A 16,813-nucleotide genomic window follows, 5' to 3' on the forward strand; every position below is an offset into this window, starting at 1 on the left:
CTCAGGAAGAGGGCATTGCTCCTACTGGTCACTTATTTCTGCCATCCTGCACTAGTTTGTAACTGCTCAAAAACTAATTCTCCATCTTTCACATTTCCCGCTAAAATTTGTTCAGTTGCACGATCAATTTTTTGACGTAATTCCTCTAGTTGACTATCAACTTCATTATGATCTTCAGCTAAAATAATGATTTCCACTTTTTGACCTGCTGCAAATGGTAAATCTGATAAAACCAACTGCTGAGGATTATCAATTATTAGAGATTTTTTGTAAGCATTTATCGGTTTAATTAACTCCTTAATATTAGGTATTTAATATTATAATTGCACTAACTTTGATCGAACATATTAGGACTAAGTTCAACGAACTTCTGACTTTATAGAAAATGGTACATTACGACGGGTTGTTAAATACTTTTCAGAGTCTAGATTTTAGCTGTGTCACGCCACTACAAATTTGACTTTTGAATTTTTTACTTCTGACTTCATAACGCTCGACTAGAATTAAAAATCGCAATTAACGCTACACCCACATCTGCAAATACTGCTTCCCAAATATTTGCCAACCCTGCTATTCCCAACAAAATAAACAACCCCTTTACTCCTAGAGCAAAACCAATATTTTGCCAAACAATGCGACGCGTTTTCCTGCCAATTTGTATTGCTTCAGCAACCTTAGAAGGAGCATCGGTCATAATTACAACATCCGCAGTTTCAATTGCAGCATCCGAACCAATGCTACCCATTGCTATACCAACATCAGCACGAGCAATAACCGGAGCATCATTAATTCCATCACCAACAAAAGCAACTTTCCTATTATTCCGATATAGTAATTTTTCAATGGCATTGACTTTATCTTCTGGTAATAATTCAGCTTCATAACTATCTAAATCTAAATTTTCTGCCACCCGTTGAGCAACTGTTTGATTATCTCCCGTTAACATGACAGTTTTTTCCACACCCAAATTTTTCAAAGATTTAATTGCCCGAGCAGCATCTAATTTAATCTGGTCAGATATTACGATATAACCAACATATTTACTATCAACTGCTAAATGAACTGCAGTATCTCCAATATCACAAATATCGTGTTGAATATCTTCTAAATGTAACAGGCGATCGCCTCCCGCAATAACTGTTTTATTACCAACTTTTGCCTTAATTCCACACCCGGCAATTTCTTGATATTCTGAAACATCAGAATTATCAATTTTCCTAGAATTATATTTATAAACTGCTTGAGCAATAGGATGATTTGATAAAGATTCAACTTTAGCTGCTACTTCGATTAAATCTGGTTTAGTCAAGCCATTTTTTGTGACAATATCTGTCACCTGAAGTTTACCTTCTGTCTCGGAAGCGATACGGCGCTCCGCCACCCTCCGCGAACGCTCTTTTGCCAAAAACCTAGAGTTCGAGCTTTAGGAGGAGGGAGAAAAGCGCGGTTGTTAGAGGCCAAAGACAAGCTATTTTTTATCTTGTTCTACTTCAAGTGTTACCCTACCTTTGATGTGGCAGGAATATTGTTTGACTTACACCGCAGCCGAGCACACTATTGGATGTTAAGACTACAACCGTTGCCCTGAGAGTGCTTTAGGGAAAAAAATGGCCTTACCAGAACGTAAGTTACAAAGCATTGAAGAATTCATTGGCAGGTTTCCATCTGCCAAAGAAGTGATGATTGATGGTACGGAACGGCCAATCCAGCGTCCAAAAGACCAGCAAAAGCAGAAAAATCATGACTCAGGTAAAAAAAAGTGCCATAGGAGTCAACATCTGATCATGACAGACTCAGATAAAAGGGTCCTCGTCCTATCAAAAGCAAGAGAGGGCAAGGTTCATGGGCCTTCGGCAGTTGGACGCGCGAAAAATTGGTAGATTTTGTGCTTTTTGGAAGTGAAAATTCATGTAGATTTGGGTTTCCAGGGATTACAGAAGGAATTCGTCAACATCAAAATTCCCACGAAAAAACCTAAAGGAAAGGAATTAACTGAGGAACAAAAACTTTTCAATAGAGAGAAAAGTAGCGTTAGCGTCAAATGTGAACATACAATATCTGGCGTGAAGAGATATAATGCAGGGAGAGGATTGTATCGAAATCACATTAAAGATGCGCGACGATCGCTTCATGTTCACTGCGGCTGGACTCTGGAATTTCTACTTAATGGCAGGATAATTTAATCAGTGAAAACCAGAATTTTCCCATTTCACTTTAAGGTTTTATTTCGCGACAAGTCTAATGTTTACAATATAAGTAACTTAGTCTTAAAAAATGTGTAATTAATTTTGTGTACCTGCTTAAATACTATTCCAATATAATTCCAATATATAGCAATTATCAAAAAGCGTAAGGTACAAAATTCGTTTGTTTTAGGGAACAGGGAACAGGGAATAGGGAATAGAATAGAAAAAGATAGGTGTACCTCATTAGTCTGAGAAACGCTATATGATAATATCATGTCCGCACTATATCGTTTGTGTAAACCCAAGGGTAAATATTTACAGGAAATTTAAGTTTTTTTCTTGCTCAATAGTCTTCCTTCCTTTTCCCTCTTCCGTTTACCGAATAATTAAGGTAAAAATCCTCTAACTCGCCGTGGAGAAACAAACGGTCGAGGGATGGATGGGTTTCCTAAGCATATCCAATCGACCAAGAGAGAAAAAAATTTTCCTTTTATTCAATCCTCTTCCTTTTAGGGCTATGCTTTATAAACATCTTTCTTAACATAAAAATTGACAAAATAGACAAGTTATGTATAAGTCTTGAAAAGGTTTTTGTCAGAGAAAAAGTGTATTAAAAAGTACATTTTTTTTGATAACTGAAGTAGTTTTTCCTATCTACTATAATTCTGTCTCCTTTCTCCCCTGCTCCCTGCTCCTCTGCTCCCCTGCTGACCACAAGGTTTTCAGGAGTTCCTTATAAGGGATAGCTTTTAGGGAGAGGTAATTATCAATTATCAATTATCAATTATTGAACCTCTTCCCTCTTCCTTTCAAATTTACACCAAATCTGCTGCTTGTAATGCTGTCCAAACTCTATTTGAACACATCTGCGGTGTCAGAGTCGCGATCGCCAACCACTTAATACCCAGAGGTCCGACTTCTGGATCGTCACTACTAAGATTAGTTGGTTTTGGTTCCACCCTACATTGATAGATAATATTTAAACTATGAAGTACCTTCCCCTCCCCTTGAGGAAAAAAATTCTCTGCTATTGTTAGCAGTCGCTCTACTTGAAAATCAGTAATTCCTGTTTCTTCTCTAATTTCCCGCGCTAGTCCCTCCATCAGGGTCTCTTGTGGTTGCAGTCCCCCTCCTGGTAAGTCCCAACAATTAGGTTCTGGGTCTGTCATTTGATGCAACAACAAAACTTGATTGTCTGCGACGAAGAACCCCAATACTGCTACTCTCAATCTTACTTCTGTTTGCATTTATTTTAATTAAAATTAACTCAACCTCTTTCAGATATTAAGTATAAGTCTAGTTATTTAGCAATTGTATTTGAGCTGATAAAAATGCGATCGCTCTAGTCACATACAACTCATTTGAGATTTATTTAAAAAGAGATGGAGAGTTAGGGAAATGGGGAGTATTTTTCCACCTTTTTCCTTTATGCTTTCCCCTGATCTCCTGACTCGGTCCTCAGTCCTCCTGACTCCTAGTCAAAAAACGCCGGTCCCAGACATTGATACCATTTGAGATGTATATTCATTTTTAGTTGGACAATATGTAATCTTAAAGACTTTCACAAAAAAGTTTTCAGATATTCTAAATATTAATAAACTTATTACTAAGTAGTTATACTTGGATTTATCTCATTTATCTATATTAAAAACAATAATTATACTCTTTTCTCTGAGATTAAAAGTTCATCAGAACTGCTCAACAACTTTTAGGCCAGATACAACCTCTGAAAAAACATCATCAAGAATCCTCATAGCTGAATATATAAGATCGAATTCTCTACATCAATATTCAAATATATAACTTTTTTTTATGATTTATATTTTTATAGTCTTTATTTGGTTATATTTTAGATATTTGTAGAAAAACTTTAGCGGTCTGTTTCTCAAAAAAATGATTTATGTTAGGATTAGTATATGATATTAATTACCAATAAAAATTGGGAATGTATACTAGGGCGCATTTTGTTAAGAGACAGGCGATAAATGGTTGATGGCATCGGATTAACCCAACTGGTAGTTCCAGGTTTCACCCTATTGAGGTACTAAATTAGGAGATGTCATGATCTTGAAAACAATAATAAGAGTATTAGAGAGAAAAAAATTACAGCTAGGGGGTATCCATAATGATAGACTTTGATGGGTTTTACATTTTACTAACAGCTACAGTTTATTTGGGATTAATTTACTTAGCATTGAGCTGGATTCCAAATATAATTAAGAAACTTGGCTAGAGATTAGAGGGTTATCAGATAGGGGATCGAGGTAAAAACTTTATTCTAATAAATATGATTATTGGAGCGATCGCCTATTAACCCCACCTTTTTCAAGCAAAATATTTTCATTAGTCTGACCGATAATATTAAGAAAAGTAACTAAGTCAAAATACTTATTATAAAATTAATTATCTAATTTTTTTAAGGGTACAGAAAGAAACAAACCAAACTCTTGAGCAATATTACAACTAACTCTGGCATGAACCTTGCCTTGGCAATCATAAAAACTAGCTTCTGAAGTTAGTGGAAAAATTCCTTCGTGCCAAATATTAGGATGTATATATAGTCCCCGAGTGCCATCAAAATAAAAAGCTTTAAAATCTTCTGGTTTCACATCATCACCAGGTAAAGCTAAAGGTACAACAAATGGCGAACTATTCAGAGGGAAAAATAATTGCCCACTGTCTGGATGATAATTTGTATGCCATAACAAAACACAAGAACGATCTAATTTTTCCTGGGGAATTTTTTGAGCTTCCCCAGGATTTTTTGACCAACCAAATAGATATTGATCGTTCACTGCTTGGTTTCTACCATACAAAAAATCTCCTTCCCACCACACATCAAAATTGCCTGCAGTAGTACCACCTTGATTACCTGTATCTACATCTATCGAACGCCAACCTTGAGCAGGCCAAGTAACAATTTCAATGGGAAAATTTCGATAATCATCTACCAGTTGTCCATAACCTTTGAGTGACTCAGGTGTAGCGATGACAATTGGCAGTTTGTACCAAGGCAGTTCCAGGGGTACATCAGGAGAAAGATAATCAATTGGTTGTATCATTGGTTAAAAATATTACAGCGCTTTTATATGAGACTAAAATGCCTCTATCATTGACTTAGCAGAGTTCTGTCAACTAGATAATTGTGTTTCAACAAACAGCCATTTCTACATTTGCTTGCCGTTGTCTTTTGCAAATCTCTTAAAAGTTTTGTTCTGATTCTAGTGTAACTATCTTTTTTGAATTTGGTATGATTAATCCTATCTAACTACTGTTCGCTCATCCTACCCTATGGCAAAATACAGCGTTTTGCAGAACTATTAGGTACAATAGTAATAATATTAAATGAATGGAGAAAGTTTTCAACAATTTATCCAAGAAGAATTAGGTCCCAAATTATCGCCTGGAGCGGTAGTAGATTAGTTCTCTCTCGCATATTTACAGTTCAAACCCTCTAAAATAATCCTGAATCAACCACCCATATAAAAATTGGGCGTTGCTGAATAAATGTATGATTTCACAGGAAGACCGAGGAGTGAGTCAGGAGGACCGAGTCAGCACAGTAGGTAGAAACAAGTTTTTCGGTGATTAAATTAGGAAGAAATAGGTATAATTTGCAGTATTGTTTTGGCTGAAAATTTACCACTAGTTGAATTTCATACCTCAAATCAGCAACGCCAAAAATTGTAAATAAGTGTATCTATCTCCCTATTGACCAGAATTTAATCCCATCAAGCATCTACGGTAGGAACTAAAAGCATTTATCCGCAGATTTCTTCCCATAAACTTTGAAGCAGTAACCAAGTTGTTAGAATTATACCATGTCCGGATGATTAAGTATAATAAAAATTTTCTATTGAAGTTATCTGGAAGGAATATCCCAAATTTGTGCTCGGTTTCCAGTGTTAGAGCTTGAATTTACACCTACGACCTACCACCTAAGAACTTTAGTATAACTAATTAAACGAAGATGATATTAGGTATTCAGTTGTGTTCCTTGGAGCAAATAAAATTTTTTTTTTACTCACTGTTGTTACTGTACTGATTATCTCTGCAAATAGCTGTATTATTGATCTAGATATATCAGACAGGAGTAGGTAATAGAGGAAACTTCAAAAAAATTTGTATCGCTCACAAAACAGCAAAAAATGAATGTTAAACAGGCAAAAATTTATTTCAGCTTAGGTAAAGCCTTAGCAAAAAAGAGAGAATGGAAAGAGGCGATCGCTGCTTATCGTCAAGCAATTGAAAGAGAACAAAATTTTGCAGATGCTTACCACTTTTTAGGTGATGCTTTGGTAGAAACAGGAGATCAAACAGAAGCAATAAATGTTTATAAAAAAGCAGTTGAAATCAACCCAGAATTGTGGGAAGTATATCATAAACTAGGGAATTTGTTGCCAGAAATAGGAGAGTTAGAAGAGGCGATTATTAATTATCATAAATCTATAGAATTAAAGTCAGATTTTTGTTGGTCTTATAATAACTTGGGAGATGTTTTAGTTAAGTTAGAAAAGTGGGAAGAGGCGGTTAGTGCTTATCGTCGAGCAATAGAATTAAATCCTGACTTTGCTTGGACTTATGATAATTTAGGGGATGTATTGGTAAAGTTGGGGAATTGGGAAGAGGCGATCGCTACTTATCGTCAATTCATGGAAATTCAACCTAATTTTTCCCCTAAAGTCGAGGAAAAATTCAATCAAGCATTGCATCAGCAAGTTAAAGGAAGATTAGAGCAAGCATTAAGTTGTTATCGACAAGCGATTGAGAAAGACCCGACAGATGTAGAAAGTTATCAAAAGGCATTAGAAATTAAGCCTGATGATGCTGAATTATATATAGGTTTAGGAAATGCTTGGTATGATAAGAGGGAGTATCAAAAAGCTTTTGATGCTTATCAAAAGGCACTTCAAATTCAACCTAATTTAGTTAAAATAGAGGAAAATGCAATTGTATTTGCAGCTTGCCAACAAGCACTAAAAATACATTCAGGTGTTTTGAAGATAGAGGTAGAGAATTCAAAATTAAGTCATACTGAAACAACTACAGAAAACTGGCAAAAATACAGAAATTTAGCTCAAGAAAAAATCGCAACTGAGAACCAAGAAGAAACAGTGGCTATTGATGAAAAACTTATTAGTTTAATTTATGAAGAATGTATAGGAAATTGTATTAAAGGTTGGATATTTAAACAGCAAGGTTCAACCAAAATATTAACAATAAATCTATACATTGATCGTCGAAACATCAACCAAATTATTTGTAATGATTATAATAAATCTAAAATCAATGATCTAGAAAAAGGTAAATATGGTTTTGAATTTACTATACCTGATGAATATTTGGATGGAAAAGAGCATAAATTAGAAATAAAAAGTTTAGATAATCAACAAATAATTTTACACAGAAATTTTAGTTTGCAAATCAAGGGCAATATTGATGTTGTCAATAGTACGCGAATTGAAGGCTGGATAGTTGATATTAACTCACCTCACAATAGTTTAGAACTAGATGTTTATGTAAATGGCTTAAAGTATCAGTCAATTGTAGCCAATTTACAAAGAGATGATGTAGGAGAAATTTTTGGTTTTTCTAAATTGGGATTTTTTGTAAATTTATCTGAGGAAAGGTTGCGAGGTAGTGAAATAGTATTCACTTTAAAAGATTCTTATTTGCCAATCCTTAATACTCCTATTATGGTAATTTCACAAGAAGCAAAAACTAACACCATTTCATTATTGAACCAAAAAGTATCGGGATTTGATTTCTTAACAGATGGTGAAAAACAATGGCTCACTAAATTCGTATTTCCAAATTTCAAGAATTTCACACGACATCAACAAAAAAATGAACAACAATTATTTAATGGCAAAACATATCACCAATTATCATGGTGGCGATCGGTAAAACAAGAAGCTTCATTAAATGTTATTGTTCCAGTATATAGAAATTTAAAAGTAACACAACAATGTTTAGAAAGGGTCATTCAATCTAAGCGAAACCGTCCATATAAAATCACAGTAATTAATGATTGTAGTCCTGAACTAGAAATTCATACTTATTTAGATGAGTTAGCTAATTCAGGTCAGATAAAATTGATTAAACACCCTGAAAATGAAGGTTTTGTCAAGTCTGTTAATAATGGAATGATGTCTGATACACAGTCAGATGTTGTCTTGCTAAACTCAGATGCTTATGTAACAGATTATTGGTTGGACTATTTACGAGAAGCGGTCTATAAAGAAGAAAGAATTGCCACAGCTACACCTTTTAGTAATAATGCAACAATTTTTAGTTATCCTATTAATTGTCAAGAAACTGAAGATATACCTAAAGATTTGACTTTAGAAGAATTAGCTCAAATATGTCGGCAAGTTAATCAAAATGTGACGATTGAAGTTCCTTCAGGTCATGGTTTTTGTTTGTACATTCGCCGTGATGCTTTGAGAGAAGTTGGTTATTTTGATGCTGAAACATGGGGTAAAGGATATGGAGAAGAAGTTGACTGGTGTCAACGAGCTTTAGATTTAGGTTGGCGACATATTGCAGCAACAGGAGTATTTATTCAGCACGTTGGCAGTCAATCTTTTGTTGGTGATAAGATTAATTTAATCAATCGTAGTATGAAATTAATTGCTGAAAAATATCCTGAATATGATTTAGTTATTCAGGAATTTATTAAGTCAGATATTTTTGCTACTGCACGGAGAAATATTGATTTAGAAAGGTTAAGACGTTGTGGCGATCGCTTCATTTTAATGATTAATCATAACTTGGGAGGTGGCACTGAAAAATATTTGCAAGATTTAGTTTATATTTTGGATTCAGAAAATATAAAGAGTCTAATTCTTAAACCAGATGCTGAATCAAAAGATTGGGTTGAATTAACTTATCCAAAGTTGGATTTATTAGCAAGATATAATCTGAATAATGATGGGAAAACTTTAATTCAAGATCTACAAAATTTAGGAGTATTTCATGTTCATATTCACCATACAATAGGTTTTTCTAAAAATTTTCTTGATAAATTGTTGAAAGAATTAGCTCTTAACTACGACGTTACTCTCCATGATTATGCGTCTATTTGTCCCAGGGTGAGTCTGAGTCAGGGTGAAGGTAAATATTGTCAAGAACCACCTATTCAAGTATGTGAATTATGTATTGAAGAGCATGGTGCCCATAACAGTCTACAAAAATTATACGAAGAAATAGACAGTATGGAAATCTGGCGTTCAAACTCAGAAAATTTCTTAAAAGGAGCCAGAAAAATCTTTGTACCTAGTCAAGATATGACTACAAGAATGAGCAAATATTTTCCTGAATTAGAGTTTACATTAAGATATCATCCTGAAGTAAGAAAAACTATTACTCTACACTCTCAAAATGATGATGAATCTAGCATTAAGATAGGTTTAATTGGTGGTATATCAGAAATAAAAGGTCTAAATACTCTTTATGATTGTGCCAGTTATGCTGCCAAAATCAAGAAGGAAATTGAATTTATTGTCATTGGTACAACTGCAAAGAATAATTTATTTGAAAAATTGTCAAATGTTACTATTTATGGCTCTTATAAACAAGAAGAACTAAATGAGTTAATTAGTAAAAGTAAATTAGATTTTGCTGCCTTCTTTAGTACATGGCCAGAAACTTATTGCTATACTCTTAGTGAAGCATTAGAAAATGGTTTATATCCTTTTGCTTTTGATATAGGAGCAGTAGGTGAAAGGGTTCGCAAGCTAGGAGTAGGTTATTTAATTGAGCCAAATGTTAATGTTGCTTCTTTGGTTGAGGCATTATATAGTTTTGCTAGTCAATGTCGTGAGCAAGAAGATACTGTTAATATTGGCAACTATTATTCACAGTCATTCTTGAATAGTTATTATTTGTTCTAAAATAGATATTTATGAAAATTGAAATTACCAAAGAGTTAAAAACTAAACTTAGAGAATATGGAGTAGAAATATTACGTCCAAATACTTTTTTGTTGCCAAATTCCTGTTGGTTTGAACCTCCTTGTAGTGTGAAGTTTGCCAGTATTGAATACTCATTAGATTTAGGTGCTTTTAGTTATCAAGTTAGTGGTTTTTCCTTTGCTACTAGAATAGGTAGATATACATCCATAGGTGAAGATGTACAAATAGGAAGACAGGATCATCCCACTACATGGTTAAGCACAAGTCCCTTCCAATATCTACCAGAAAAATTGTTTGATGTAGGTCATTCTTTTGACGAGTCAACATCATATCATCAATATATTTCTCATTTTGTTGGAAAAGTTCCTGGAACTAAAGTTAAAATAACTAACATAGGTAATGATGTTTGGATAGGTCATGGAGCCTATGTTCGTGCTGGTGTTACTATAGGTAATGGTGCAATTGTTGCCGCTAGAGCTGTTGTTGTTAAAGATGTTCCAGCTTATGCTGTAGTTGCTGGTAACCCTGCTGTTGTGAAAAAATATAGGGTAGATGAAGAATTAATTCCTCGTTTAGAAGCTTTACAGTGGTGGAAGTTTTCTCCTTGGCAGTTGGGAAAAATTGATTTTCAAGATATTAATAAAGCAGTTGACAAAATAGAAGAGTTAAAAAAGTATCAAAAACAATACCGACCCAATAAAGTTTTTTTAGGGACTTTTAAATAGATGAAAATAATTTTTTTACATATACCAAAAACTGCTGGTCAATCAGTCCATCAACTATTAATTGATTTTTTAGGAAAAGACAAAGTTTGTCCTGCTAGGGACAATAATCAATTATTGTCTTACTCAAAGCAAGAAATGGATAAGTACCAGGTATTTTCAGGACATTTTGACTGGTGTATTTTTGATAGCTTACCAGGTCATAAGTTTACTTTTACTGTTTTAAGAGAACCTTGCGATCGTATCTTATCTTTTTATTTCTATCTCAGAAAAGAAGCAAATAAACTTAGTAAAGAAGAGTTAGAAGCAAGTGACAAACAAGGTTTAAAAGCGGCTTTGGTTCTTTCTCCTTATGACTATTTTGTAAATCAAAAAACATCTATTAGAAATTTTATAGACGATCATTGTGATAACTTTTATACTTATTATTTTGCAGGTAGAAGTTATAATGGGCGGTCTAAATTAAAAAATCTTAGCAAAGATAAGATATTGAAAGATACAGAAGATATTCTTAAATTAGCGTTAGAAAATATGTCTACTTTAGATAAAGTATATAATATTAATGATTGGCAAGCTAGACTTAAAAAGGATTTATCAGAAATTACGTCTACAAAAAGTTTTAATTCTCAAAATTACCTAGTTAATCAGAATAAAACTATAGAAGCTAAAGATAGATTAGAAAAATTGAAAGAGTTAGGAGCAGATAAAAATGTTATTCAACAAATAGAACAATTTTGTGAATTGGACAATTTACTGTATAAAAAATTTTTTCCTCCACATTAATCACGTCAAAAGGTAGTTATTATCCTATAAAAATATAGAGTTAATACAAAACTTACTTATTACAAAAGAAAATGAGTTCTTCATTTTACAAAGATGAAAAAGTTGGAGAATACATTATTGAACTATATCAAATTGTTCAACAAAATCCTAATGACCAATCTTATTACGAGTTAGGAGAATCACTAACCCAAGTTAAACGATGGTCAGAAGCGATCGCCTCTTACCAACGCACTCTCGAACTCAACCCCAACTTCCCAGGAATACATCAAAAAATCGGGGATGCTCTACAACAACAAGCAAAAGCAGAAAAAACTAATCTGCTTAACTATTACAAACAGAAAATTCAACAAAACCCAGACGATCTACAAACCTATTATCAAGCATTAGAAATTTCTCCCAATGATGCCGAAATTTACTTGGGGTTAGGAAAAGCGTTTGCCAAAAAAGGATTATTTGACCGCTCTCAACTTGCCTATCAAAAAGTTCTCCAACTGCAACCCAACCATCCCTTAGCAGAGAGTTTTCCATCTACTCAAAATTCCTTAAGTTCCCTAACCCCGTCTCTTCCCCAAACTCCTCAACTAGACCAAGCAAAACAAACTCTTGATACTCTTAATCAAATCACCCTTGATAGCTTCCTCAATACCAACTCTCAACTAAATTTCCCTAAAATTGAAAATCCAGAAATTAGCATCATTATTGTTCTTTATAACCGAGCAGAAATAACTTTAAGCTGCTTATACTCCCTTCTGAGAAACTCCTTTAAATCTTTTGAACTAATATTAGTCGATAACAACTCCACTGATACCACCCGTCAACTGCTACAACAGATAAACGGGGCAAAAATTATCCTCAATCATCAAAATCTGCACTATCTCCTGGGATGTAACCAAGGCAGCAAAATTGCCCAAGGAAACTATCTCCTATTTTTAAATAATGATGCTCAAATTCTCGGCAATAGTATCCCCTCCGCTCTCGAAACCATAAAATCTTCAGATGATATTGGTGCAGTCGGTGGAAAACTAATCCTTCCCGATGGTACTCTCCAAGAAGCGGGAAGTATCATTTGGCAAGATGGTACTTGCTTAGGATATGGACGCGGAAACTCACCCACTGCACCAGAATATCAATTTAAACGTACTGTTGATTATTGTTCCGCAGCTTTTCTCTTAACTCGACGGGATTTATTTTTACAATTAGGAGGATTTGATGAAGATTATCAACCAGCTTATTTTGAGGAAACTGACTATTGTGTGCGACTGCAAAAATTAGGGAAAAAAATTATTTACGACCCCAATGTAAATATTCTCCATTATGAGTTTGCTAGTTCCAGTAATACAGGTTCCAGCAAACAGGCGATCGCTCTGATGGAAAAAAATCAAAAGATATTTCAACAAAAACACAAAGACTGGTTTTCGTCTCAATATTCTACTGAACTGAAGAATTTAATATTTGCTCGAACTCAAGCTAGAGAAAAACCAAAACACATATTATTTATTGATGATAGAATTCCTCATCCTTGGTTAGGTTCGGGTTATACCCGCAGTCATTCTATTCTCTGTAGTCTTGTTAAATTAGGCTATTTTGTCACCCTTTATCCAGGAGACCTCAGTCATCTCGAAGATTGGTCAACTATTTATTGTAATATTCCCCAAACTGTTGAAGTTATGCGGGGATATGGGTTAATTATGTTAGAAGATTTTTTAAAAGAACGCAAAGGATATTATGATTTAGTTTTGATTAGTCGTCCCCATAATATTAAACATTTAAACTCTATTTTAGCTAAAGAAAATATTCTCAAATCAGCCAAAATTATTTATGATGCTGAAGCAATATTTAGTATTCGAGACTATGAATATAAACGTTTAAATCAAATTACTTTTACTGAAATAGAACGTCAAACAGCCATTAAAGAAGAAATTAAGCTAGCTAAAAATAGCCATCATATTATTACTGTTTCCTCCCAAGAACAACAACAATTTCTTTCACAAGGTTATACTAATGTCAGTTTATTAGGTCATTCTCTATCAATTAATCCTACTCCTAAAACTTTTGCAGAAAGAGAAAATTTACTGTTTGTGGGTTCAATATATGAAAAAAAATCTCCTAATGCTGATTCTATTTTATGGCTAACTTCGGAAATATTTCCGATGATTCAAGAGCAACTTGGTTTAACAGTAGAATTGATAATTATTGGGAATAATACTGTAGAAGAAATTGAACAAAAAGTAAATAGTTTAAACAACCCATCAATCAAAGTATTAGGAAAAGTAGATGATTTAACACCATTTTATAATCAGGCCAGATTATTTGTAGCTCCCACTCGATATGCAGCAGGAATTCCTCATAAAGTACATGAAGCAGCAGCTTATGGTTTACCTATTGTGACTACATCTTTAATTGCTCAACAGTTAGGATGGAAAAATGAAACAGAATTATTAGTTGGTGATAATAATGTAGATTTTGCTCAACAATGTATCAAACTTTATCAAGATTCAGCTTTGTGGAATAAACTTAGAAAAAATGCCATGAAGCGAGTTGAAACTGAATGTTCTCCTCAAGTTTTTTCAGAAACTTTAAAGTCTATCTTAAAATCTTTGGAAAATTAGATACGGGTAACTATTGGTCAATAGTTTTCAGCTAAAAAGGGATATCCATGAGCTTAATTAAAGTCAAAAGATATCCCTTTTTATATCAAATTAGACTACACTACAGTGTCTGAAAAAACTCCTATCAAGTATTCATCTTCCGCATTTCCTAACCCATAAACTAAATATCGATCTGGTGTGCCATCAGTATCATAATTCATCAAGAATTTATCGTCACGTCGCAAGGCAATTTCATCTATACCATCGCCATCCCAGTCACCTGAGAGATATTGGTCTTCTCCTGCACCAGTGCCATAAGGTAGATAGCGGTCTGTTGTACCATCACTGTCATCATCTAAGAACATTACGTTTCCACGTCGCAAGGCAATTTCATCTATACCATCGCCATCCCAGTCACCTGAGAGATATTGGTCTTCTCCTGCACCAGTGCCATAAGGTAGATAGCGGTCTGTTGTACCATCACTGTCATCATCTAAGAACATTACGTTTCCACGTCGCAAGGCAATTTCATCTATACCATCGCCATCCCAGTCACCTGAGAGATATTGGTCTTCTCCTGCACCAGTGCCATACAATAAGGTATCGTCTATCGTACCATCACTGTCGTTATCGAAGTGAATTGCATTTCCACGGCGCACGGCAATTTCATCATTATTATCACCATCCCAGTCACCCACTAAATATTGGTCTTCTTCTGCACCGCTTCCATATATTAGGGTGCGGTCTGTTGTACCATCACTGTCATCATCAATCAGGATTTGATTTCCTCGTCGTATAGCTATAGTTTCTCCTGCAGTAGTAAAATTCCAAGTAGTTGTGTCAGAAATTCCTTGGTAATCATTTTCTGATGTATCTTGAAATGCACCTGAACTAACTTCTACATAATATTCAGTTAATGGATCGAGATTAGAGCTAGGATCAATAGTTACAGTATTAGCATTAACCTCAACTTGTGCTGAAGTAACATTCATGGTTTCAAAAACCTGGTCATTGGAAGCTTGTTTGATAACAATATCGCCATTAGTGCCTTTAACAATATCCTCATCAAATTGAATCTCTAAATTTGCCTCGACAGCAATGCTTGTCGCATCATCAGCAGGAGTGAAGGTAGTAACACTAGGAGCAGTAGTATCACTAGGAGCAGTAATATTTCCCCGATAAACCCCCAATCCATCAAAAGTATCTGTAGCAAAACCATACCACTCAGTTGATGGATCGAAAGCATCTGTTTCGTTAGTATCTCCACTGTTAATACTAGGTTTGCGACGCAAAGTGTTATTCTGAGTTGATACATTTCCACTACCCCACTCAGTACCAGGATCGGTTCCAACTTGTCCAATAACATCAAGAACAGTACCAGACTTTTTCAATACAATGGCATCATCACCATTAAAAAAGGTAGACGCGCTTGTTTGGTCTGCTTGTGCTAAAATGGTTGCATCAGCATCAACGTCAGCTAACACAAATACATCACCGCTAGCTACTGTTCCTGATAAATCAATACTCGTGCCAGGAGTTGTATTGCCATTACTGTAAAACTCTAGAGTATAGTCAGTTAAATCTATCGCGCTTCCCGTACCGTTATATAGCTCGATCGCTTTATTGTTGCTGCTACCTTCTACATATTCTGAGATCAATAAATCTGTGGGAGTTGCACTGGGATTTGTAACACTAATTTCAGATAATTCAACTATCGAACGGGCATCGTCAGTGCGATCGCTTAAACTAATCTGGCTAGAATTGTCATAAGGCTGTAAACCAGAAGCATTAACCGCAGAATAATCTCGTAAATCGCCATCTAGTATTAGTTCGCCATCAGCAAATAGATAATATTTATTATCCTGACCTGATACTTCTAGATCGTAGTTGACTTGAGTAGTAGTAACAAAATCAACGACCTCAGCTTGGATGAGGGAATTAAAGCTAGCTGCATCTGCATTGGGGTCTATACCTTGTGCCCAAATCTGGTCTTCTTCAAAGCTAATTTCGATCGCTTCTGATGTATCTTCGCTAACCACACTGACACTGAAACCTGCCCGATCGTTTTTACCATCCCCATCTATATCTTCATTAGTATTTTGTTCATCTATTACTTGAAGAGTGAAGCTCAGGGTGTAGCCATTATCAGCATTGAGTTTAGGAAAATCATTTCTAACTTCAGAGAAACCAAACCCTACTAATGAGTAATTACTGTAACCTGCTGTATTATCGTTATTACTACCATCGGTCTGATTTGCTCCACCGCCTGTAGTATTCAGAATTGTACCTGTATTTGTACCATTGACAAATTGTTCTGCATCACCAGACGAAAAAGGATTAGAAGCTAACCTCTTATCAAAATCAAACCAAGCACCATTAGTAGTTGCTTGACTATCATCTGGGGTAACAGTAGTGTTGTCGTACAGAATTGTTTTAGACATAAGTTTTTGTGAAGTTGTTTCAATAGTTAACTGGTAATTGCCACCCTCAACATAATTATAACTGTTTGTACCACTACCTTCAATAGTAGGATCGTAACTACTATTTCCAGAATCACTAATACCTAGATAGAATGTACCAGCATTTTCGGCAGTAAACTGACCGTATTCAGAGCCATC

General features: G+C 34.8%; 10 protein-coding genes and 1 pseudogene. 6 read left to right on the plus strand and 5 right to left on the minus strand.

Annotation, left to right across the window (positions count from 1 at the left end; all coding sequences use genetic code 11):
* Positions 1-32 precede the first annotated feature (32 nt).
* Both D5R40_RS04925 and D5R40_RS04930 read right to left on the minus strand, forming a co-directional pair.
* Complete coding sequence (locus tag D5R40_RS04925) at positions 33-236, minus strand: hypothetical protein (RefSeq protein WP_240039027.1); 204 nt, start codon at positions 234-236, stop codon at positions 33-35.
* A gap of 248 nt (positions 237-484) precedes the next feature.
* Positions 485-1,405 carry an HAD-IC family P-type ATPase gene (locus tag D5R40_RS04930; RefSeq protein ID WP_124154302.1) on the minus strand — a complete coding sequence of 307 codons (921 nt, stop codon included), beginning with the start codon at positions 1,403-1,405 and terminating at the stop codon, positions 485-487.
* 42 nt (positions 1,406-1,447) lie between these two features.
* Here D5R40_RS04930 and D5R40_RS42415 point away from each other — a divergent pair, with 42 nt between their 5' ends.
* Positions 1,448-1,588 carry a helix-turn-helix domain-containing protein gene (locus tag D5R40_RS42415; RefSeq protein ID WP_375339363.1) on the plus strand — a complete coding sequence of 47 codons (141 nt, stop codon included), beginning with the start codon at positions 1,448-1,450 and terminating at the stop codon, positions 1,586-1,588.
* A gap of 91 nt (positions 1,589-1,679) precedes the next feature.
* Positions 1,680-2,183, plus strand: a pseudogene (locus D5R40_RS39130) (transposase family protein).
* 818 nt (positions 2,184-3,001) lie between these two features.
* Here the strand turns inward: D5R40_RS39130 and D5R40_RS04950 are convergent.
* A complete protein-coding gene (locus tag D5R40_RS04950) occupies positions 3,002-3,433 on the minus strand; it encodes an NUDIX domain-containing protein (protein ID WP_124145750.1) in 432 nt (143 codons plus the stop codon).
* 1,152 nt (positions 3,434-4,585) lie between these two features.
* Positions 4,586-5,248, minus strand: a complete 663-nt coding sequence (locus D5R40_RS04955; RefSeq protein WP_124145749.1) for an ureidoglycolate lyase — start codon at positions 5,246-5,248, stop codon at positions 4,586-4,588.
* Between the two features lie 1,086 nt (positions 5,249-6,334).
* Between D5R40_RS04955 and D5R40_RS04960 the strand changes: the two genes are divergently transcribed.
* From D5R40_RS04960 to D5R40_RS04975, 4 genes are all read left to right on the plus strand, one after another.
* Complete coding sequence (locus D5R40_RS04960) at positions 6,335-10,081, plus strand: tetratricopeptide repeat protein (protein ID WP_124154303.1); 3,747 nt, start codon at positions 6,335-6,337, stop codon at positions 10,079-10,081.
* A gap of 11 nt (positions 10,082-10,092) precedes the next feature.
* On the plus strand, positions 10,093-10,827 hold the full coding sequence (locus D5R40_RS04965; RefSeq protein ID WP_205127426.1) for a CatB-related O-acetyltransferase: 735 nt from the start codon (positions 10,093-10,095) through the stop codon (positions 10,825-10,827).
* Entirely contained in the window at positions 10,828-11,607 is a 780-nt protein-coding gene (locus D5R40_RS04970; protein WP_124145747.1) for a sulfotransferase family 2 domain-containing protein, read from the plus strand.
* Between the two features lie 71 nt (positions 11,608-11,678).
* Complete coding sequence (locus D5R40_RS04975; protein WP_124154304.1) at positions 11,679-14,216, plus strand: glycosyltransferase; 2,538 nt, start codon at positions 11,679-11,681, stop codon at positions 14,214-14,216.
* A gap of 95 nt (positions 14,217-14,311) precedes the next feature.
* Here D5R40_RS04975 and D5R40_RS04980 read toward each other — a convergent pair whose 3' ends face one another.
* A complete protein-coding gene (locus tag D5R40_RS04980; protein ID WP_124154305.1) occupies positions 14,312-16,636 on the minus strand; it encodes an Ig-like domain-containing domain in 2,325 nt (774 codons plus the stop codon).
* Positions 16,637-16,813: the final 177 nt, after the last annotated feature.

Origin of the sequence: Okeania hirsuta (assembly GCF_003838195.1) — a bacterium.
GTDB classification, from domain to species: Bacteria; Cyanobacteriota; Cyanobacteriia; order Cyanobacteriales; family Microcoleaceae; genus Okeania; species Okeania hirsuta.